Origin of the sequence: Thioalkalivibrio sp. HK1 (genome assembly GCA_000583135.1) — a bacterium.
Lineage (GTDB): Bacteria > Pseudomonadota > Gammaproteobacteria > HK1 > HK1 > HK1.
This window is the reverse complement of record JFBG01000038.1, coordinates 20,743-40,309: the sequence shown is the minus strand read 5'-3', so window position 1 is coordinate 40,309 and position 19,567 is coordinate 20,743. Positions and strand designations below refer to the sequence as shown.

At 56.3% G+C, this 19,567-nt stretch carries 16 protein-coding genes; 8 read left to right on the top strand and 8 right to left on the bottom strand.

What is annotated here, in order from left to right; genetic code table 11:
- Nucleotides 1-102 precede the first annotated feature (102 nt).
- Both BF99_RS0110725 and BF99_RS0110720 read left to right on the top strand, forming a co-directional pair.
- A complete protein-coding gene (locus tag BF99_RS0110725; protein ID WP_231471367.1) occupies nt 103-987 on the top strand; it encodes a substrate-binding domain-containing protein in 885 nt (294 codons plus the stop codon).
- Between the two features lie 128 nt (nt 988-1,115).
- Nucleotides 1,116-1,856, top strand: coding sequence for a DUF3047 domain-containing protein (locus BF99_RS0110720; RefSeq protein ID WP_081759225.1), 741 nt, complete (start codon nt 1,116-1,118; stop codon nt 1,854-1,856).
- A gap of 49 nt (nt 1,857-1,905) precedes the next feature.
- Here BF99_RS0110720 and BF99_RS23410 read toward each other — a convergent pair whose 3' ends face one another.
- Together BF99_RS23410 and BF99_RS0110705 are read right to left on the bottom strand one after the other, a co-directional pair.
- On the bottom strand, nt 1,906-3,039 hold the full coding sequence (locus BF99_RS23410; protein ID WP_306699756.1) for a DNA methyltransferase: 1,134 nt from the start codon (nt 3,037-3,039) through the stop codon (nt 1,906-1,908).
- Between the two features lie 398 nt (nt 3,040-3,437).
- Nucleotides 3,438-3,914, bottom strand: coding sequence for a TerB family tellurite resistance protein (locus BF99_RS0110705; RefSeq protein ID WP_051482874.1), 477 nt, complete (start codon nt 3,912-3,914; stop codon nt 3,438-3,440).
- A gap of 764 nt (nt 3,915-4,678) precedes the next feature.
- On the opposite strand from BF99_RS0110705, the gene BF99_RS0110695 reads away from it, so the two are divergent.
- Entirely contained in the window at nt 4,679-6,397 is a 1,719-nt protein-coding gene (locus BF99_RS0110695) for an ATP-dependent nuclease (RefSeq protein ID WP_025770851.1), read from the top strand.
- Between the two features lie 26 nt (nt 6,398-6,423).
- Here the strand turns inward: BF99_RS0110695 and BF99_RS0110690 are convergent, their stop codons facing one another.
- From BF99_RS0110690 to BF99_RS0110670, 4 genes are all read right to left on the bottom strand, one after another.
- Entirely contained in the window at nt 6,424-7,950 is a 1,527-nt protein-coding gene (locus BF99_RS0110690) for a sulfatase-like hydrolase/transferase (RefSeq protein ID WP_025770850.1), read from the bottom strand.
- Entirely contained in the window at nt 7,947-9,533 is a 1,587-nt protein-coding gene (locus BF99_RS0110685) for a tripartite tricarboxylate transporter permease (protein ID WP_025770849.1), read from the bottom strand. The genes BF99_RS0110690 and BF99_RS0110685 overlap by 4 nt, the downstream gene beginning before the upstream one ends.
- Nucleotides 9,534-10,106 (bottom strand): hypothetical protein, encoded by a 573-nt coding sequence (locus BF99_RS0110680; protein ID WP_025770848.1) that lies wholly within the window; start codon nt 10,104-10,106, stop codon nt 9,534-9,536.
- 202 nt (nt 10,107-10,308) lie between these two features.
- The gene (locus BF99_RS0110670) at nt 10,309-11,262 is read right to left on the bottom strand and encodes a Bug family tripartite tricarboxylate transporter substrate binding protein (RefSeq protein ID WP_197019105.1); all 954 of its coding nucleotides are present in this window, start codon (nt 11,260-11,262) and stop codon (nt 10,309-10,311) included.
- A 373-nt stretch (nt 11,263-11,635) separates the two neighbouring features.
- On the opposite strand from BF99_RS0110670, the gene BF99_RS0110655 reads away from it, so the two are divergent.
- Nucleotides 11,636-12,082 (top strand): MarR family winged helix-turn-helix transcriptional regulator, encoded by a 447-nt coding sequence (locus BF99_RS0110655; protein WP_025770845.1) that lies wholly within the window; start codon nt 11,636-11,638, stop codon nt 12,080-12,082.
- A 144-nt stretch (nt 12,083-12,226) separates the two neighbouring features.
- Nucleotides 12,227-12,526, top strand: coding sequence for a DUF4258 domain-containing protein (locus BF99_RS0110650; RefSeq protein ID WP_156013261.1), 300 nt, complete (start codon nt 12,227-12,229; stop codon nt 12,524-12,526).
- Between the two features lie 188 nt (nt 12,527-12,714).
- On the opposite strand, the gene BF99_RS0110645 is transcribed toward BF99_RS0110650, so the two are convergent.
- Nucleotides 12,715-13,098, bottom strand: coding sequence for a hypothetical protein (locus BF99_RS0110645; protein ID WP_156013260.1), 384 nt, complete (start codon nt 13,096-13,098; stop codon nt 12,715-12,717).
- Nucleotides 13,099-13,475: 377 nt separating this feature from the next.
- On the opposite strand from BF99_RS0110645, the gene BF99_RS0110635 reads away from it, so the two are divergent.
- The 3 genes from BF99_RS0110635 to BF99_RS0110610 all read left to right on the top strand — a co-directional run bounded on the left by BF99_RS0110635 (nt 13,476) and on the right by BF99_RS0110610 (nt 18,154).
- Entirely contained in the window at nt 13,476-14,951 is a 1,476-nt protein-coding gene (locus BF99_RS0110635) for a sulfatase-like hydrolase/transferase (RefSeq protein ID WP_025770842.1), read from the top strand.
- Between the two features lie 229 nt (nt 14,952-15,180).
- Nucleotides 15,181-16,701 carry a hypothetical protein gene (locus tag BF99_RS0110630; RefSeq protein ID WP_025770841.1) on the top strand — a complete coding sequence of 507 codons (1,521 nt, stop codon included), beginning with the start codon at nt 15,181-15,183 and terminating at the stop codon, nt 16,699-16,701.
- A gap of 424 nt (nt 16,702-17,125) precedes the next feature.
- On the top strand, nt 17,126-18,154 hold the full coding sequence (locus BF99_RS0110610) for a hypothetical protein (RefSeq protein WP_025770840.1): 1,029 nt from the start codon (nt 17,126-17,128) through the stop codon (nt 18,152-18,154).
- Nucleotides 18,155-18,506: 352 nt separating this feature from the next.
- On the opposite strand, the gene BF99_RS0110595 is transcribed toward BF99_RS0110610, so the two are convergent.
- Nucleotides 18,507-19,490 carry an ankyrin repeat domain-containing protein gene (locus BF99_RS0110595; RefSeq protein WP_081759221.1) on the bottom strand — a complete coding sequence of 328 codons (984 nt, stop codon included), beginning with the start codon at nt 19,488-19,490 and terminating at the stop codon, nt 18,507-18,509.
- Nucleotides 19,491-19,567: the final 77 nt, after the last annotated feature.

Sequence of the window (19,567 nt, the reverse complement as noted above, 5' to 3'; positions counted from 1 at the left end):
TGGAACGCTCGCCGTTCGATGCCGATTCGGATATCCATCGGGCACTGCCGGGCGCCATCGGGTCCGGCTTCGAAAACCCTCTTCATTCAAAGGAATATCGCCGTGTTCGGATCGTCGACGGCCTTGCCGTCTCGCCGTGGATTCTTTCCAAGCATCGGGCTTTATCCGCTCCTCGCCGCTTTGGCCCTCTCGATCTTAATGGGTCTGTCTTCGCTCGCCTTCGCCCAAGAGAACGACTCGCCCTTTATCATCGTCCAATCGACGACATCGACCCGGAACTCCGGTCTTTTCGAGCATCTGCTACCGCTCTTTCAGGCCGATACCGGTATCGAGGTCAGGGTGGTGGCGGTGGGTACCGGTCAGGCGCTGCGCAATGCTAAAAACGGAGACGGGGATGTTCTGCTGACCCATTCCAGGATCGACGAAGAGCGTTTCGTGGCCGAGGGTCACGGGGTCGAGCGCTTCGATGTGATGTACAACGATTTCATCATCGTCGGACCGGCTCGGGATCCTGCGGGGATCGAAGGTCAAGACGATGCGCCCTCGGCGCTATCGATGATCGCCGATACGAAACGACCCTTCGCTTCTCGAGGTGACGACAGCGGAACCCACAAGGCGGAACTGCGATTGTGGCGGATGGCCGGGGTGGATGTGCAGGCGGCTTCGGGTCGTTGGTATCGGGAAACGGGCTCGGGGATGGGAACGACGCTCAATATCGCGGTGGGGATGGATGCCTATGCGCTGACGGATCGCGCCACTTGGATCGCCTTCGGCAACAAAGGGAATCATCGGATATTGGTGCAAGGCGATCCGAGGCTGTTCAACCAGTACGGGATCATCCTTGTCAATCCCGATCGTCATCCCGGAGTCAAAGCGAAACAAGGACGGCGATTCGTGGATTGGATCCTATCGAGCACCGGACAGGAGGCGATCGCCTCGTATCGCATCGACGGGCAGCCTTTGTTCTTTCCGAATGCGAAGCGGTGAGAGGGGCATTCAGCACTATTGATAGATACTATCGATAGACGATAGTCTCATAAGACATCGATGGAACGCCATTCGGCGAGAACCAAGCAACGACGATCACCCGAACGACACCCAGGGGGTAAGAAAAAATGCGATCACCGAAAAAGACCCTTGCCGATCTTAGGTCATCGATACGCTCGCCGGTGGCGGCGACGATGTGCATCATCGGATGTTTTTTTCTGCCGGCGCAGACCTTTGCCGCGCAAGAGCCGGATCGGGTTTCGATCCTCTCCGACGCCGATATCGAATCCTGGGGGCAAGATGCCGGACAGGATATGTGGAAGGAGAGGATATTCAGCGGCCAAACGATCTACGAGGCGGTGGAGATTTCCGAGCGTCCGGCATTGCGGGCGACGAGCCGAAGTACCGCCTCGGTGCTTTATCTAGAGATCCGCGTCGATCTCGAGAAAACCCCTTATCTACACTGGGATTGGCGGATCGACAAGAGCATCCCCGGAGCCGATGAACGCACGAAGGAGGGGGACGATTACAGTGCGAGGGTCTATGTGGTTCGCTCTCATCCCATCCTTCGCTGGAAAACCCGAGCCGTCAACTATGTCTGGGCGGGCACCCAAGCCCAAGGCCAGACATGGCCGAGCGCCTATACCGACGCCTCCCATAATGTGGCATTGCAAAGCGGCGACACCCAAGCCGGCCAATGGATCAGCGAATGGCGAGATGTGCGGGCCGACTTCCAAAGCCTTCTCGGAGAAGATGCACGCACCATCGACGGAGTGGCGATCATGACCGATACCGACAACACCGGCGGCGAGGCCGTGGGTTGGTACAGGAATATTTTCTTTAGCAGTGAACCGGGTGAAGGGGAGTAGGGAGTGGTACTTTTCTTCTGAGGGTTATATCGGGCGGTGCCGAAACGAATCAATCGAGATTCAGTTGGGTGATGAGATATTCCTGACCCCGGTTGCCTTTTATCCGATTGCATGAAGAACAAAGCAGTTGAAGATTGTCGATATGATCGGTCCCGCCGACCGATTGGGCGATATAGTGATCGACTTCAAGATGGCGGAATTCGAATCGACTATGACAACCCGCACATTGACCGGTTTGTTTCCCGAATAAGTGTTTCTTGATCTCCGGTGAGTTATAGCGGGGGATTTTTCCGATATCGGTACGCTTTGGAATATCCGTTCGATGAATTACATTCGGTGAAAGGATGCCGAGATCATTCTTGATGCGACGTTTGACGAGTTCAACCGCTTTTTCGGAGATGTCAATCCCTATCCAGCGACGATAAAGTCCTTCGGCCGCCACGCAAGTGGTTGCACATCCGGCGAATGGATCGAGTACGATGTCACCTTCTTGACTTGATGCTTTGATAATGCGGCTTAATAGTGCAAGCGGTTTTTGAGTGGGATAGCCCGTTCTTTCTTTGGCTTGACTATTAACATAGGGGATATCAGTCCACCAATCATTGCAAGTCATTCCTTCTTCGGGGTAGTATATTCTTACCTTACCGGCGTCGACACGGATTCTACATCGTCTGCCATTTTCGTCGGTTTGTCGATAATGGCTATCTAGATATTTCTGACTGATTTTTAAGGAATATTCAAATCTGTAGTTTTCCGATTTACTATAAAATAAAATGATATCGTGTTTGGCTGCAAATTTCTTTTTGCTACGACCGCTAGTTGAATAACACCATACTATCTCGTTTCGAAAATTATCTTTTCCAAAAATCTTATCGAGAAGTATTTTTAGATAATGCGACATCGTTGGATCGCAATGCAAATAAAGTGAGCCTGTCGATGCAAGTACTCGATGACATTCGATAAGGCGCATGGCAAGATAGACAAGATACGATTTATCCGAATTTGATTCAGGTGCCCACCTAAGAAATTCACGAATGCGCGGGTATTTATCTCGCAGAATATCAATCCATGCTTCGTCTATATCCGAAAGTGTCCAAGTATCTTTGAACGCCGCACCGGCCGCTTCCGAACCTATAGGAGCGGCATAATCTCGTTTTGAGTTGAAAGGCGGATCAAGATAGATCAGATCAACCGATTCGGAGTTGAGTCTACGAAGAATATGTAAATTATCCCTGGTCCAGATAGTCGAATTTGCAAAATTTCTGGGGGGGGGGGGTAATAAGGTTTTTTGCTTTTCTTCTCATGGCGAATTTGTCAACCTCGTTGTTTGTTTTCAATATATTTGATATCAATCGAGGAGATCTTCTTCCGATAGCGCTCACATCGGGATTTCTCCGCTACGGCATCGGCTTCCACTTCGATGCTCGCTCTTCGATCAGCGCAGTATACACCCAAATCATCTCGGATTTGTCAAGCGGTTTTTGGCGCTTTGGCACTACCCGATGTGACCCTCTTATCTTCAGGACGAGGGACTCGAAAGTCGGCTTTGCTTGATCCTGGCCATGAAGGAGGCCGGGTGGTTCACAATGCCATCTCCTCGCCGACGCTCAGTTTCTTTTGGATGTAGGTCGAATGCGGAATGTGGAGGAGATCGGCGATGCGGCGGATCAGGTGCTCTTCGTAGCGATCCAAATCGCCGTCGGCGAAGGCCACGCGCCACAGCAGTTCCACGATATGCGCCTTTTGCTCGGCATCGAGCCGGCGGTTGATCGCTTGGGTGAACTCGTGCAGGGATACGACTTCATCCGCCCGACTCTCGCCTTTGGCGATCAAGGCCTGAGCTTCGCTCTCATCGAGCTGGAAGGCGCGCACCAAGGTTGCCACCACTGTCTTGCGCTCGTCGGGGTGGCTCGTTCGATCCGCCCGCATCACCTCGATGAGCAAGATGGCGGTTGCCAGTTCGTAATCGTGTTCCTGCTCGGCCGGATCGCCGGGCATCGGATTCGACAGGGATTCAAGCAAGGCTTTGATGCCCAGCCTTCGTATCAATCCCGGCATGGCTTTTTCCTCGATTCGGCTTGCGTCGTGATTCGGACTGCATCGTGGTGGTATCGGGGTCGAAAGGATAGAGGATTTTGCATGAAAGAGAGAGTGCCATCGATTTCGCCCTTTCCTTGGCGGGATCATCGGCACCGAGCATCTGTTCGTGCCTCGGCCGTGCATGCTCGGGAAGGCTTCGTGAAGGAGCGCCTTCAAGGTGTGGTCGGGAGCGAAATCGTCGCCGATGCGGGCGGTGAATCGGCGGATGGCGAATCGGGATCCCGTGCGGGCGATGTGATGATCCCCGAACGTGCGGGTGCTTCCTTTTTGATGGTCTGCCGCGGTCCCTTGGTGCGAGGCGAAGCGCCGATCCCGCCGGCAATATCGAGATACGAAGCCCCAGCGCCGATATCCACCCCTTGTCCCTTCGGCATGGCCCCGGTCATGGCGCAACCCGGCCTTCGAACCTTGAGCGAAGAACGAACGACCGTCGATTCTGCGCCTGCGAGAGATTGCCTTCGAATCGAGCGCTATCGGTCATTCCCTTTACTTCCTCGGCCCTTGCCTCTCAATCCATCGGCAGCATTCGGTCGATCGCAGAAGAAGATCGGCAGGATGTCTTCGATGATATCGAAAAAGGAGATCGAAGGGTTATAAGGCTTGTCATCAAGCGTCGTAAAATCCCGTCGACGGGTATCGGCTTATGATCTCGTTGCCCTTCGGATAACGGATGAAATTCCGGACGAATCATCGATGTCCCCGAAACGAACGAGAGTGCAATCATGTTGAACCGACTGCGGATTCGCAATTTCAAATCCTTCGAGGATGTCGATATCGATCTCGACGATCGGGTGGTATTGATCGGCCCGAATAACTCGGGCAAGACCGCCGCATTGCAAGCGCTGGCTTTGTGGGATATCGGTCTTAGGCGCTGGGCGGAAAAACGAGGCCTTGGAGAGGTTTCGATGAAAAGGCCCGGGGTGACCATCAACCGCCGGGATCTGATCGCGGTGCCGGTGCCGGAGATGAATCTTTTATGGCGTGGTCGCCGGACAAGAAGCGGCCGTCATGTCGATGGGAAAACCCGTCCGAAGAATATATTGATCGAGATCGTCGTCGATGGATTCTCCCGTAATGGCGAGCGATGGTCCTGCGGATTCGAATTCGATCATGCGAATCCGGAAGCCTTTTATTGTCGACCGCTATCGATGGGCGATCGGCGCATGCCGGTTCCGGAACAGGCGTTGGAAGCCAAGATCGCCTATTTACCGCCGATGTCGGGGTTGATCGCCAACGAGACCCGGATCGACCAAGGCGCCATCGATGTTCGGATCGGCGAGGGTCGCACCGCGGAAATCCTGCGAAATCTTTGCCATGGTATCGCCAATGATCAAGGCAGCGAGGAAGCATGGGAGGAACTCGCCGATGGCATCGAGGAGTTATTCGGAAGTCGGCTCGATAGACCTAGATATATAGTGGAGCGGGGCGAGCTGAGGATGACCTATCGCACCCTCGAAGGGACGTCGCTGGATATTTCCGCTAGCGGAAGGGGGCAACAACAAACTCTTTTATTGCTCGCCTATATGATGGCCAATCCCGGGGCGGCGTTATTGCTCGACGAGCCGGATGCCCACTTGGAAATTCTGCGTCAGCGTCAGATTTATCGATTGCTCGGCGACAAAGCGCAAAAGCATGGAAATCAGATCATCGCCGCCAGTCATTCGGAGGTTGTGCTCTCCCAAGCCGTCGAGCGAGGAGATGCGTTGGTCGCTTTTGTCGGCAAGCCTCATCGGGTCAATAAAAAGGGTCAGGTTCTCAAAGCGTTGAAGGATATCGATTTTCATCACTATATGTTGGCCGAACAAACCGGCTGGGTGCTCTATCTCGAAGGCTCGACGGATCTCGATATCTTGCAAGCCTTCGCCCGAAAATTGGATCATCCGGCGCAAGAGTCACTGAAAAATCCTTTCGTTCGTTATGTTTCCAATCACCCGAAAGACGCTCAATCGCATTATCAAGGCTTGCGAGAGGCGAAATCCGATTTGGTGGCGATCGCCATCTACGATCGGCTCGATACCGACTTGCAACCGAGTGACGATTTCGAACAGATGATGTGGCGTAAACGTGAGATCGAGAACTATCTTTGTCAAAGAAAGACGCTCTTATCTTTCTCTCAAGAGGAAGGGCGGAGCTATATAGGAGATATAGCCACTTCTGCATGGTCGCAACAGATGGAGAACAGCATTTCCAAGATCGAAGGATCGCTTGAAACGCTTGGCAAGGGTTCGCCTTGGGGTGAAGATATCAAAGCCGGCGATGATTTTTTGATCCCGCTTTTCCGGCAATTTTACAGTGCGATCGACGTCTACAACTCGATGGCGAAAAAAGACTTCCATCGCCTCGTCGAATGGATGGATCTTGATGATATCGATAGCGAGATCACCGAAAAACTCGATGCGATCCATCGAATTGCGAAGCAGGCAAGGCCAGGAGGAGGCTAAAAACGGGGTTGAAAGCCCCGCCCGTTCTAAGCCGTTCCGACCGGGGTTTGCAAGGCAATCATATCGTCGGGACGCTCTTCGATCCTCGAGATGAGACGGTTGCGCATGGCGGCGGCCGAGGGTCGGTCGAAGAGATTCTCGTTTTCATGCGGATCATCGAGCAGATCATAGAGTTCTCCGGCACCGGAGTTCAGTTCGAGGGTGAGTTTGCAAGCGCCCTCGTGAACGGTGCGCAGTTCCAACGCCACCCCGACCCGATTGGCGCCGAGCCCCCACTCGTTGAGGGCATGCGTTCGGCGTTCGTTTCCCTCGATCACCGGTCTAAGGCTCCGCCCGTGCTGCTCGAGCATGGCTTTTACATTCGCATAATCGAAAAAGGTGGCGCCCAGATCGAGGGTCGAAACCGGATCGTTCACGCAAATTCCTGCCGGAACCCCGGGGCCTTTGATCAGCAAGGGCACCTTGAGCAGCCCTTCGTAATGCATCGGACCTTTGAGTATCAGTCCGTGATCTCCGAGCCAGTCGCCGTGATCCGAGGTATAGACGACGATGGTGTTCTCGCTCAAACCGGATCGATCGAGATAATCGACGATGCGCCCGACCTGATGGTCGATCAGGCTGATTTGTCCGTAGGTATTGGCGATGATCTCTCGCAGTTGCTCGTCGCTTTGCGGCCCGATACGAGAGTAGTTCTTGCGGATATCCACATTCTTGCCGTCGCCTTTCGGTTCGTTGGTGACCGCCGCCTCATGCCACCAAGGACGTTTTTCGAAGTCTCGTTCGCGATAGAGCGGTAGGTCGACGTCCGCCGGGGGATGCAAGTAAGACCAAGGTTCGGGGCAATCGAAGGGGTGGTGGGGGTCGGGGAAACTGATCCAAGTGCAAAAGGGTCGTTCTCGATCCCGGGTATGGGCCAGCCATTCGAGCGCCCGATCCGCCGTCCATGTCGAGTTATGCCATGCTACCGGGAGCCTCGAATGCCAAGTCTGGGCCGCCCCCTTGGTATCGCCTGCATTTTCCAGATAAAGCCGCAGCCTCTCATCGCCTTGGCCTTGCCAATGGAAAAAGCGTTCGTAGTGCTGACCCGCCGGCGGCTTTTCGGGGGGAAACCAGTTATGCCCCACCAGTACGAGCTCCAGGTATTCGAAACCCATATAGGGGCCGTACCAGTCATCGCCGTAATCGGCGGACGATCGCAGGCATTCCGGGGTGCCGGTGGGGGCGAAGGTGTGGTAGGTGGCGAAATGCGCCTTTCCGAAAAAGGCGCTTTGGTAGCCGGTGGCGGCGAGGGCTCCGGCAAATCCTCTCTCCCCGATGGCAGGGTCGAGATCGATACCGTTATCGTGTACGCCGTGGGTGCGGCCGAGTTGCCCGGTGAGGATCGAGGCGCGGGCCGGTTGACAGACCACCGTTGGTGTGATGCAGCCGGTGAAGTGCGTTCCCCGGCGGGCGAGGGCGTCGAGATGAGGGGTCTTGATCTTGCGCCCCATCGAGCCCATGCAGTCGGCGCGCTGCTGATCGGAGGTGAGCAGGAGGATATTCGGGCGCTTCATGGTATCTCCCTCGATCGCTGCCTCGACATCACGACGATGGTGATGAGGCTCAGCAGCATGAATGCGGCCGCCACGGGTCGGTTGAAAAGAAAGAAGGCATCGCCGCCGGTGGCGGCAAAAGCCTGCCTTGCGGTCTCTTCGAGCTGATTGCCGAGGATGAAGGCGACCACGAAAGGCAGGGGCGATATATCGAGCTTGCGCATCGCATAGCCCAAGGCTCCGAAAAAGAGCAAGAAGACAACCGCGCTCAATCGCGTGTATTGGATATAGGTGGCGGTCATCGTCAGGAGCAGGACGATGGGCAGCAGGATGTGTTTTTTCACCCGCGTCAAGATGCCGATATGGCGCATGAAGACGCCGCCGATGGTCCAGTTGAGAAGATTGGCGAAGATCATCGAGGTGAAAAGACCGAAGACGATGACCAACTCGGGGTTGATCTCGGCGGAGGTGCGAAAGACCGAGGGTCCGGGGTTGAATCCGCCGATCGAATCCATCGCCAGGATCAAAAAGACCGCCGCCGTATTGCCCGGGATGCCCAAGGAGAGGGTGGGGATCAGGTTGGCACCGGAGACCGAGCTGTTGGCGGCTTCGGTGGCCGCCACTCCCTCCGGGGCGCCCTTGCCGAAGGGGCGCTCGAACGGGCGCTTGCGAGCGTGGATCTTCGCTCCCAGGGTGTAGCCGATGGTTGCCGCCAGCGTCGAGCCGATTCCGGGGAGAGCGCCGATCGCGGTTCCCACGAGGGCGGAGCGGCCGATATGGGGAAAGAGCCTTCGAAGCAGCGACCAAGACAATTTGCCGCTATCGCCCGCGGTTCTTTGGGGTGCAAGGGTCGGCTTGATTCCCTCCCGACGGATATCGTCGAGGGATTTGAAGATTTCGCCGACGATCAGCACTCCGAGGATGGCGGCGGCGATGGGGATTCCTTCGGCCAGGATCGCCGTGCCGCCGGTGAGCCGAGGATAGAACTCCTCGCCGGTGCCGATGAAGGCCGTAAAGAGCCCCAAGCCGATGGCGATCAACCCTTTTCCGACCGAAGAGCCGATCACCGCGGCGATGAACGAGAGCGAGAAGATCAGCAGGGCGGTTTTTTCCGGTAGATCGAGCCACTCCTCGACGGCGACCGCGATGAAGGCGGCGCCGACGATCAACACGATATCGGAAAAGGTATCCCCCGAAACCGAGGAGAGGTGCGCGATGCGAAGGGCTTGGTAGGCCTTGCCCTCCTTGGCCATCGGATGACCGTCCAAGGTGGTCATGTAGGCATCGGGGGTGCCCGGGATATTGAAAAGAATCGCGGGGACGGCGCCGCCCAAGGTCGCTCCTTTCATGATCCCGATCAGGAAGCCCAGCACCGGCAGGAGGGCGTCGGCGCCGTAGCCGAAGATCGAGATCAGGATCGGCAGGCAAACGGCCATCGCCATCGGCCCCGCCAGCCCCGGGGTCGCCCCGACGACGATGCCGAGCACGAATCCCGCCAGCACCATCAGCGGGGTCAGGGGCAGGGCGACTCCCAAGATCGAGATCCTCGATGCGGGGCCGAAAACGGCATCGATGCCGAGCGGGATATAAGCGAGGAGTTCCAATCACACATCCCCGTTCGGCGGCAGCAGGAGATCATCGAAGGGCAGGTCGTATACCGCGATCAGGCAAAGGGCGGCCAAGGCCCCCAGCCAGAGGTGGCGCGGTAGCAAGCGCCTTTCGGAGCGGGAGATCAACGCGCCGATGATCAAGGTGCTGCCGAGGAAAAAGCCGATGTATTTCCAAGGCGGCGTATTGCGCAGCGTGCGATATTCAAGGGCTTTCTCGCCATCGACCCCGCCTTCGATTCCGACCATCGTCGCCAGATCCACCGCCAGCGGCCCGGCCCAGCGCATCATGATCAAGCCTGCGAGGATCACGCCTAAGATCCATCCCAGATTGACAAGCCCCGTTCGATCCAATGAGTGATCCTTGCCGCCTTTCAATGCGTCCAAGATCGTGCCGATGAGAATGAAGGTGCAGGCGACCACCGGGGCCAGAGCATCACCGATCACCACCTTGCGGCGGGAGATTTCATAGATGCCGCTGCCCGAATCGAGCAGGGAAAGGGCGAGCAGCCCTGCGCCCAGCACGAGAAAAGCAAGGCTTGCGATCCGATTGCGTCCGATCGGCGGCATCGCGAAAATATCGGGGTTTGTAAAGGGACGTTCCTTAAAGGGCGAGCGAGGATGCGCTGATCGATCGAACGATCGAGGCGAGGGTACAAGAGCCGGCCGCTCCCTTATCCCCGCCGGGGGCGGAGCGCGCGAACGGGATTCGCCCTTGAACGGTCGCTTTCAAGCAACCCTTCGAGCATCGCGTGATCGATCCTGGCTTTTTTCACTGCGAAGCGACGGCCATCAGGCGTCCGGCATCCTCGAATTCCTTGACGATTTGCGCTTGCAAGGTATCGCCGGAAATGACCGTGGGACCGCCGAAAGCCTTGCTGATCATCCCGTTGGATCGGCTGCCCTCTTTTTTGACGGCATTGGAGATGGCGGCGATCCAAGTATCGCGTACCTCTTTATCCATCCCTCCGGGGCCGATGAAGACGAAATAACCGTCGGAGTTGAATTCGAGACCGTAATCCTTCATCAAAGGAGCGTTCGGCGTTTGCTTGAGCGGCACCGAAAGGGCGGAGGCGAGGTTGACGAGATCGCCGGCGGCCACCCCCTTGGCTTGGATGCCGGCCATGAAGCCCAAATCCATATCGCCGCCGTTGACCCCGTTCATCACCGCCTTGCCGCCCTTGACCTCGACGATATTGAGTTCGATTCCCTGCGCCTTGCCGAGCAAGTAGGCGAGATCCGAAAGCCGGGGGCTCATCGTGCCGAAGCGAATCGCCCGCCCGGATTTGGCGGCGTCGACCACATCGCCGAAATCCTTCCAGCCCATATCGCTTTTGGCGACGATTCCCATCTGGAACCCGGCGGTGGTCGCAATCGCGGTGAAGTCATTCGGGCCTACGCCGACATCGGCCGCGCGTAGGTTGTAGCCCAAGGTCTCGGTGGCGACCATGCCGATGACCGTACCGTCTTGCGGCTCGTCTTTCAGCGCCATCGCCAAGTTCAAACCGCCTTTGCCGGTGATTTGCTCGGGGATGATTTCCCAGCCGACGGCCTCCTCGATATCTTGGGCGATCAGCCGGGCTTGGGTGTCGGCTCCGCCCCCGGCGGCAAAGCCGATCAGCAATTTGACCGGTCCGTTGGGGGCCCAATTGTGGGCGCTCGCCGAAGCCGAGATCGCAAAAAGGGCGATCAACACCATGCTCATGGATCGAATCATGGATTTCATTCTTGCCATCTCCCTTATCGGTTTTATCATGGTGGAATCTTGATCGGGCAGCGATCGAAAAAAAGGGGATTTTCCTCGGTTTTGTCGGCATCGTTCGCCGGTCCCGACTCTTTTTGCTTGATCGATCTCGCTTTTTCGGTGAAATACCCTTCGATTTCCAACGACATTCGAGCGACGAAAGATTGTTGACTATACAACGAAAACTTGCAAGATATGATCAGTCGACCGATCGACCAATCGAATCGCAAGCACCGAATCGGCCGCTTCGAAAGACGGCCGTTCGAAGAAAAGACGATCGTTCGAAAAGACGATCGTTCGAAAAGACGATCGCTTGAAAAGACGATCGCTTGAAAAGGAGGCGCCTCGAGGCATCATGACCGAACCTTTGCAGCCACAGCAGTTCCTCACCTATCGTTTGGCCTTTGTGCAATCGCGCCTCAATCGGCAGGCGCTGAGGATATTGAGCCGCAATTTCGGCCTGACCCTCAGCGAATGGCGGGTATTGGCATTGATCTCAGGCAGCAAGGAGACCAGTTCTCGATCGTTGACCGAGATCTCGACGATGGATAAGGGTTTGGTCAGCCGTACCATCAAGGGTTTGGTGAAAGCGGGTCTCTTGCAGGGACGGACCAATACCGCGGATCATCGCCAATATCTATGGTCGCCGACGCGAAAAGGGCACGCTCTTTACAAGGCGGCCTTGCCCGTGATGCGCAAGCGACAGCGATACTTGCGCGCATCGCTCGATGAAACGCAGCTGCATCACCTGCTATCGGCTCTGAGCGTGCTCGAGTCGGCGGCAGAGAAAACGGATTTTTGACAATTGAAACCTATCAAAAGGGTCCGAGTCTGGCTCGATCGATATCGGGATTGGATCCTCCCGGTCGAAAACGAATCCCTTGATCCGTCGATAGACACCCCCGAAAGCGCTCATCGGGAAATCCCTCCCAAACGGTCGACGTCGGTGGTATTCACCAAACACGCCACCGATCGCATGGGTCAGCGAGGGATCAGCCATGAAAATGTGATGCAGATCGTCGAGCATAGGGACTTCGACAAGCCCAGAGGCAAGGGCAGCAGCGGACGCCCCCGGCGCGGTTGGATGATCAAAAGACCCAAGTTGAATGTGTTGGAGAAGCAAAAAACGCTGTCGAAATCCGATGCGGAGCGCCTCAACGGGGTGATGGTGATCAGCGAACGCTTATCGCCGGATCAATTTCGGGTGATCACCGTGGAGCACAAACAAAAACGCCATCGGCAGTGATGGGTTGCCGGCAGCGAGCGATATCCGCCGCCGATCGTCGCTGCCGCCGATCGCAGATAGCGCCTGCCGTCTCGTCGTTCGCCATCGGGTATGGTTCGGCCGGCTGCCGGCGGTCCGCTTTTGGACGAGACTCGAAGCGATCGCTTTGATAAGACACGAGTGCGGTGAGAGCGCCGGAAGGATCGCGCTCATGATTTGCGCTCGATCCGCTCATCGTCGAGATATCGGTTCAGCGAATCGACGATCCGATTGAAATAATCCGCATCGACCTCAAGGCGCAAGCGTTCGACCATCGCAAGGAGCGTTTTCCGCTCGTAGTGCGCGCGTCGGCGAAAGAGATAGCCGAGGATCGCCTGCGATGCCGCCTGATCGAAGGCCCCTCGAATTTCGAATCCGGCGCTGATCGCCGAGCGAATCTTGGCGACGATCGGGCTCTCGTCATGGTACGCCTCTTCCGCCCGAGCCTTCACGAACACCGCCTCGATATCCGGATAGAGCCGATCGACGAGGCTTCGCAGCCTGACGATCTCCGCTTCGGCGGCATCCTCGACCTGCTTGCCGGATTCTTCCACTTTCCACCTCTCCTTTTTCTTCGGCGGATGACCCGCCGGTGAATCGAATGGCCGCCTTTTTCGCAAAGAAGCCGACAGCGGCATCCGTGCTTTTCGAGCGATGACGCACTCGACCTTGTAGTGATCGAACCGACGAGCGGCAAGGCTTTCCTTTATCCGATACCTATATCCTCAGCGCAGATTTTCTCGCTCGCAAGAAGAATCCCTTTCTTTATGCGTAGTCTATTTTGCCGACGCATAAGATACATCTTCGGGATAATGCGATGGCCAAGGACGAAGCGGTGCCTTCGAGCCATCGACAACCGAGCCGCTATCTCTTTTTGCACAACCCATCCGTCTTTGAACAGGCGCCTCGAATAAAAGGATCTTCGAAAACGATGGACTCCAACTTGGTTGTCATCATGTCGGATGAACATCAAGCGCGGGCGATGGGTTGCGCCGGGCATCCCTTCGTTCGCACCCCTTGTATGGATCGATTGGCGGCCACCGGTTTGCGATTCGTCAACGCCTACACCCCCTCCCCGATTTGCGTGCCCGCCCGAGCCTCGTTCGCCACCGGGCTGCCGGTGCACAAGACGCGTCTTTGGGATAATGCGATGCCTTACGAGGGATCGATCCCGGGTTGGGGGCATGCGCTGCAGCGGGCGGGGGTGGCGGTCGAGAGTATCGGCAAGTTGCACTATCGCGCCGAGGAAGATCCGGCGGGTTTCGATATCGAACATCTTCCGATGATGGTGCACGAGGGGGTGGGCATGGTCTGGGCATCGATCCGCAAGGAGGACGAGCGGGTCTTGCCGACATCTCGCATGCTCGGTCGTTATATCGGCCCCGGCGAAAGCCCTTATACCCGATACGATCGGGCGGTGGCCGAGTGCGCCGTCGATTGGATTCGGGCCAAGGGGATGGCGAGCGCAAAGGATGCGTCAGACTCCAAGACCAATTCGAAGCGCAAGCCTTGGTGCCTGTTCGTCGGTTTCGTGGCCCCGCATTTTCCTTTGGTGGTGGCGAGGGAATTCTTCGATCTCTATACACCCCACATCACCGGCGAGGTCAAGCTGCATCCGAGAAGCGGCTACCGGCGGCATCCATGGGTCGAAAAACAAAATGCGTTGATGGACAGCGAAGCCCTGTTCGAGGACGAGGCCGAGCGTTTGCGCGCTTTTGCCGCCTACTACGGGCTTGTCAGTTCGCTCGATCGGCATATCGAGTCCATCGTTTCGGCTTTGAAAGCATCGGGGCTCGAAGACAACACCACCATCGCCTATACCTCGGACCATGGCGATAACCTCGGCACCCGCGGACTGTGGGGAAAATCCACCCTCTACGAAGAGAGCGCGGCCATCCCGCTGATCCTCAACGGACCGGGCATTGCCCCGGGTATATGCGAAACTCCGGTCAGTTTGCTGGATCTTGCGAGCACGATCCCCGCGCATTTTTCGATCGACTTTCCTTGCGAGGGTGAGAATCTTCTTGACATCGCAGCCAAACCCGCCGAACCCTATCGTCCGATTTTGAGCCAATACCATGCGGCGGGAGCGGTGAGCGGCGCATTCATGCTGCGCAAGGGCCGCTGGAAGTTTATCGACTATATCGATTTCGAACCCGAACTCTTCGACTTGGAGAACGATCCGGAAGAGTTGGAAGACTTGGCGTCCGATCCGAAGTTCCGAACGCAACTCGAGACGATGAGCGCCGAATTGCGCGAGATGATCGATCCCGAAGCGGTCGATGCCTTGGCCTTCGCCGATCAAGCGGCGCTGATCGAATTCCACGGCGGTCGGGAAAAAGCCCTGCGCTTGGGAGCCCCGGCTGCGACCCCGGTGCCCAAAGCCGCCCTCGGAGACGATGGATAGGACAAGAAGTTTCGAGGTCCGGTGAACGCCGCCAGCTGGCTGTTTTTAGGGGATGCTCGTTCGTCTTCGTTTTTATCAGGCAAACGAGCCTGTTCGATGGAAGCCGATCGTCTCACCGATCGCAAACCTGCAAGATTCCATCGATGATTCAGTCAGTCAAGGAGACGCTTGCCCCGATTGTGTCGCTTTTTCCCTCATCCACATCGAAATATAGGAAGGAGATTTTCAGATGTATCGATACGACCTGCTCTTGCTCGATACAAAGACCGGAATCGGCAATTGGGTCGTTGGTTTCGAGGTTTTGGAAGCGGCAAAGGGTTGTGCCGATCAGCTGCAAAGCGCTCTCGAAGACGAGAATACCGTATGCACCTTATACGCTCGCACCGAGGAAGGGGATTTATATCGCCATCAAAACGATGGATTTTTCCCGGTGCCCGACCATGAGAGCGTGAAATATCGCTACCTCGTTATTTTGGAAAACGGCACCATCGATCGGGATTTCGGAGATCGTCAAATGGCGCAAGATTTCATAAATAGCCACCCGAGGCGTTCGCTTCGCCTGCGTGCCCGAAGAGTCGATGGGATCAGCGCTCCTTCGCAAAGTCCTTCCATGCCGGGTGGCCATGACTTCCTGCGATTGTTGCGTCGCTTGCGCTCTCCGAAAGATCCTGTCTTTATCCCCCCTTCGCAATATTCCGCCTCCGCAAAAGCATCGAGGCGGGGTTTATCCGGGCGGAGATCGTCCCGAAGGGGCGAGATGTCCAATCCCGATCTCGTGAAACACCCCTACCTCGTCATTTCCGAGGGCGGCTTTGCCGTCGGCGGGGTTTTCGAAGATCGTCGATCCGCCAAAGACTTCATCGATAGCCATCCGGGACAGCGGCTTCGCTTGCGCATCGCCCCGATAGACAACGGCCTTGCCGCTGCTTCGCAAAGTCCCTCTACCGCTCGTTCGGCGGTCAACCCGAAGCCATCCAAAGGATTCGATCGGCCCGATACCGAAGATCGTCCTCAAGGACAAAAGATATCCGATGATCGGCAACCCGACGACAAGGAAGTCACCTCTTCGCTCGTCGATTCCGCTAGCCCGGGGATTGGATCCGAGGGTGTGGGGTATCGCTATCTCGTCGTTTCCAAAAAAGACTCCGTCATCATCCGGGATTTCGCCAATCGTCAATCCGCCCGAGACTTCATCGATGATCGTCCGGATTTGCTGCTTCTTTTATGCGTTGTCCAAAGAGCGGATGGTGTTGTCGCTCCATCGCAAAATATCCCAAGCGCGAAGTCTGCCGGGCAAGCCCCTTCCGACTCCGGCGAGCGGCATCGAGAGCGAACAAGGCCCGATGGTCCGCAATCCGAGGGCAAAAGAATCTCCCCCTTGCTCGCCGGAGCCGCCGGTTTCGGAATCGGAGCCCTTGCCGCCAACGCCGCCCGTGCCAAGAGCACCGGCGAGGGAGGGTCTTCGGAAGTGGCGACCCTTGCGGCCCTATCCGCCCTCGGCGGCGACGAGGGAGCGGCCGTAGACGCCGCCTTCGTCAACAGCGCCGGCAAAGGAGTGTCCGCAGAACTTGCAGCCCTCACGGCCCTGTCCGCCTACGCCGCCGGCGACGAAGGCATGTCCGCAGATCCCTTCGCTGCCGGGGGATTGCCGAGCGAGGATCCTCCCTTCGCCGGAGAAGGGTTTTCGAGCGACGGCTTCGAGGACGATCATTCCACCGGCGATGCAGGAGATGACGGTAATTTTTATTGACGTCCTCGATCGACCCGCTCAACTGACCGTTCAGCGATGAATGGCTCGTAGCCCACTATCGATATATCCCGCATCGGACAGAAGGAAATCTTCCCCTTCGATATCTTGATAGCGAGAGCGACCCCGGTGCCTCATGGAAAGGCGGGGAAGGACGATGACCGATGGTCGACAAGTGCCGCCGCTATCACTGTTGCGGATGCTTGTTCATCATATCGATATCGGCAATCAGCACCGTTGAAAGAGTTCGGCGTACACTCTCGCCATTGTTTCTATCGAATGAGCAAGGCGAATCGAGGCGTTTTATCGCTCGCTCGATCAAGGATCGAAGATTGCATCGATGATCCGCTGTGTCAAGGGGTCCCGTGCCCCGGCCTTGCCGCGTTTTTCCCGCACCATCGAAGCGTACCTAAGAGGAGACTTTCCGATGTATCGATACGACCTGCAGTTTCGCAACGCAAAGACGGGCGCCGTCAATTGGATCGTCGGTTTCGGCACGATGGAAGCGGCAAGGGCTTATGCCGATCGTCTGCGAGACGCTCGCCAAGACGACAGTATCGTATGCACCTTATATGGCCGCACCATCGAGGGGGACTTTCATCGCTATACCGGGGATGGCTTTCGGGCGGAGCCTAGACCGGAGGGCGTGAAATATCGTTATATCGTCGTTTCCGAGGATGGCTCCGTCGGTCAGGCCTTCGAAGATCGTCAAGCCGCCCAAGACTTCATGGATAGCCATCCCGGATTGTTGCTTCGCCTGCACGCCCAAAGAGCCGACGGTTTTGCCGCTCCGCCGCAAAATCCTTCTTCCGCCAAGGCTGCCGGGCAAGGCGCTTCCAAGCCCGACAATGGATTGGCGGCCAATCAAAGACCATCGAAACAGGGCGATCAGGCCAAGCCCGATGCCCGTCCTCAAGGGCAAAAGGGGGCAGGTGATCCGAAATCCGGCAGGAGTCGGTTTTCCCCCTTCCTTGCCGGCGCCGCCGGTGCCGGAATCGGGGCCTTTGCGGCCAACGCCGTCTTCGCCAACAGCGCAGGCGAGGGGGCGGCTGCCGATCCCCTCGCCGCCGAGGGCTTTCCAAGCGAGGGCGTCCCTTTCGGCGACGAAGGATTTTCCGCCGCCGGCATCGGCGAGGGAAGCGCTTTCGCCGGCGAAGGATTTGCAGGCGCCGGTATCGGAGAGAGCGGCGCTTTCTTGGGAGAAGGATTCTCGGCTGCCGGTCTTGGCGGAAGCGCCATCACCGCCGATGGCCTTGCAGACGCAGGTCTTGGTGGAGGAGAGCCCCTCGTCAACGATATTGCCCCTTGCGATGGCGGCTCGATGATCGCAGGTGCGACCCCGGGTGAGGATATCGCCGGTATGGAGGAAGGCTTCCCCACCGAGGATATCGCCGGCGTCGGTGACGATGAAGGCGGCTTTTTCGGCACCATCGCATCTTTATTCAGCGATGATTAGTCGATGATCGATATGCCATCTTTTGGGCTTTCCATCGCCGGCAAAGACCCGATGAATTGATATGTTATTCGGGCGGTGAATTTTTTCAAGAATTCGCCGCCCGATATTTTTACAAATTTATAAATTGGAACCGATCGCGGTAGATGCCGTCGGTGAGAGATATAAGACTGGATCTTGATCGATATTCACTTGGCTTCTTATATAAATCCTGATTTTTTCCTTGCTATCGCGATGCTTTTCAAAATTCATTTGATTCATATCGACCAAAAGATAAAGCATGTCGATTTGATACGGTCAACTCCCATGGCGATAACGATGAATTATTATCATCTTCGATCATTTTTCAAACCGCTCATTCTTGTTTCTTCCGCTTCGCCTCCCGGTCAAGGGCAATGCCGCGCAATTCTTCAAGCCTGATATTATTGATGCACGCTGCGTTTAGATTGGCCAGTATATCGAAAGTGGCGAGTTGACCGTTGTATGCAGCGAAGTGTAGGGGTGATCTTCCATCCATGGTCATCGCGTCCGGGTCCGCTCCGCCCTTGATCAGCGTATCGACCACAACGGGATGTCCTCGATACGCGGCGAGATGTAGAGGCGTCCTCCCGTCAATGGTCGTCGCATTCGGACATGAGTCTGTCTTGATCAGTATATCGGCTGCATTGGCATGACCCTTCCATGCAGCGGTGTGCAAGGGTGTCTCCCCGTCTTTGTCCTTCGCGTTTGAATCTGCACCGTTTTTGACCAGTACACCGATCGCTTCGGCGTGTCCATTGAGCGCAGCGTTATGCAAAGGCGTTTGACCGTGTTTGTCTTTTGTATTTGGATGGCACCCGGCATGAAGCAGAATTTTGATCGCTTCGGCATGCCCTTGGAGTGCAGCAAGATGCATGGGCGTTTCACCATGCTCAAGTTTCGCACTTGAATCACATCCGGATTTGATCAGCTGTTCGACAATGACAGGGTGTCCCCGGATTGTAGCGAGGTGCAATGGTGTTACTCCCTGCTGGGCTTTTGCGTCTGGGTATGCACCTACTTTGATCAGTATTTTTACCGTATCAATATGACATTTCCATGCGGCGAAATGCAAGGGTGTCAATTCGTAATCGCCCTTTTCATTTGGGTATTTGCCTTCTTCGATCAGATGTTTGATTTTGTCGGTGCGCCTGTTCCATGCGGCTAAATGCAAGGATGTCAGATGGAATTTCTCTGTGACCAAAGCCTTGATCGCATCAGCATACAAGACCGTCCTCATGCTTTCCTCATAAAGTGTCATTACGTTTGCGCTCAATTGGATAAGGTGGATGTGATAGAGATGCCTTGGTAGATGGTTCATGGTTGAATCAATATAAGATTTAGCCGTTTTATAGCGAGCAAGAGTCGATGGATGGGGTATTTCGCCACACGAATTGC

Bases quoted from the DNA above. Each gene is read 5' to 3' on its own strand.
- BF99_RS0110595 (WP_081759221.1), bottom strand. From the start codon at position 19,490: ATGAACCATCTACCAAGGCATCTCTATCACATCCACCTTATCCAATTG.
- BF99_RS0110695 (WP_025770851.1), top strand. From the start codon at position 4,679: ATGTTGAACCGACTGCGGATTCGCAATTTCAAATCCTTCGAGGATGTC.
- BF99_RS0110655 (WP_025770845.1), top strand. From the start codon at position 11,636: ATGACCGAACCTTTGCAGCCACAGCAGTTCCTCACCTATCGTTTGGCC.
- BF99_RS0110635 (WP_025770842.1), top strand. From the start codon at position 13,476: ATGGACTCCAACTTGGTTGTCATCATGTCGGATGAACATCAAGCGCGG.
- BF99_RS0110630 (WP_025770841.1), top strand. From the start codon at position 15,181: ATGTATCGATACGACCTGCTCTTGCTCGATACAAAGACCGGAATCGGC.
- BF99_RS0110680 (WP_025770848.1), bottom strand. From the start codon at position 10,106: ATGCCGCCGATCGGACGCAATCGGATCGCAAGCCTTGCTTTTCTCGTG.
- BF99_RS0110705 (WP_051482874.1), bottom strand. From the start codon at position 3,914: ATGCCGGGATTGATACGAAGGCTGGGCATCAAAGCCTTGCTTGAATCC.
- BF99_RS0110610 (WP_025770840.1), top strand. From the start codon at position 17,126: ATGTATCGATACGACCTGCAGTTTCGCAACGCAAAGACGGGCGCCGTC.
- BF99_RS0110720 (WP_081759225.1), top strand. From the start codon at position 1,116: ATGCGATCACCGAAAAAGACCCTTGCCGATCTTAGGTCATCGATACGC.
- BF99_RS0110670 (WP_197019105.1), bottom strand. From the start codon at position 11,262: ATGAAATCCATGATTCGATCCATGAGCATGGTGTTGATCGCCCTTTTT.
- BF99_RS0110690 (WP_025770850.1), bottom strand. From the start codon at position 7,950: ATGAAGCGCCCGAATATCCTCCTGCTCACCTCCGATCAGCAGCGCGCC.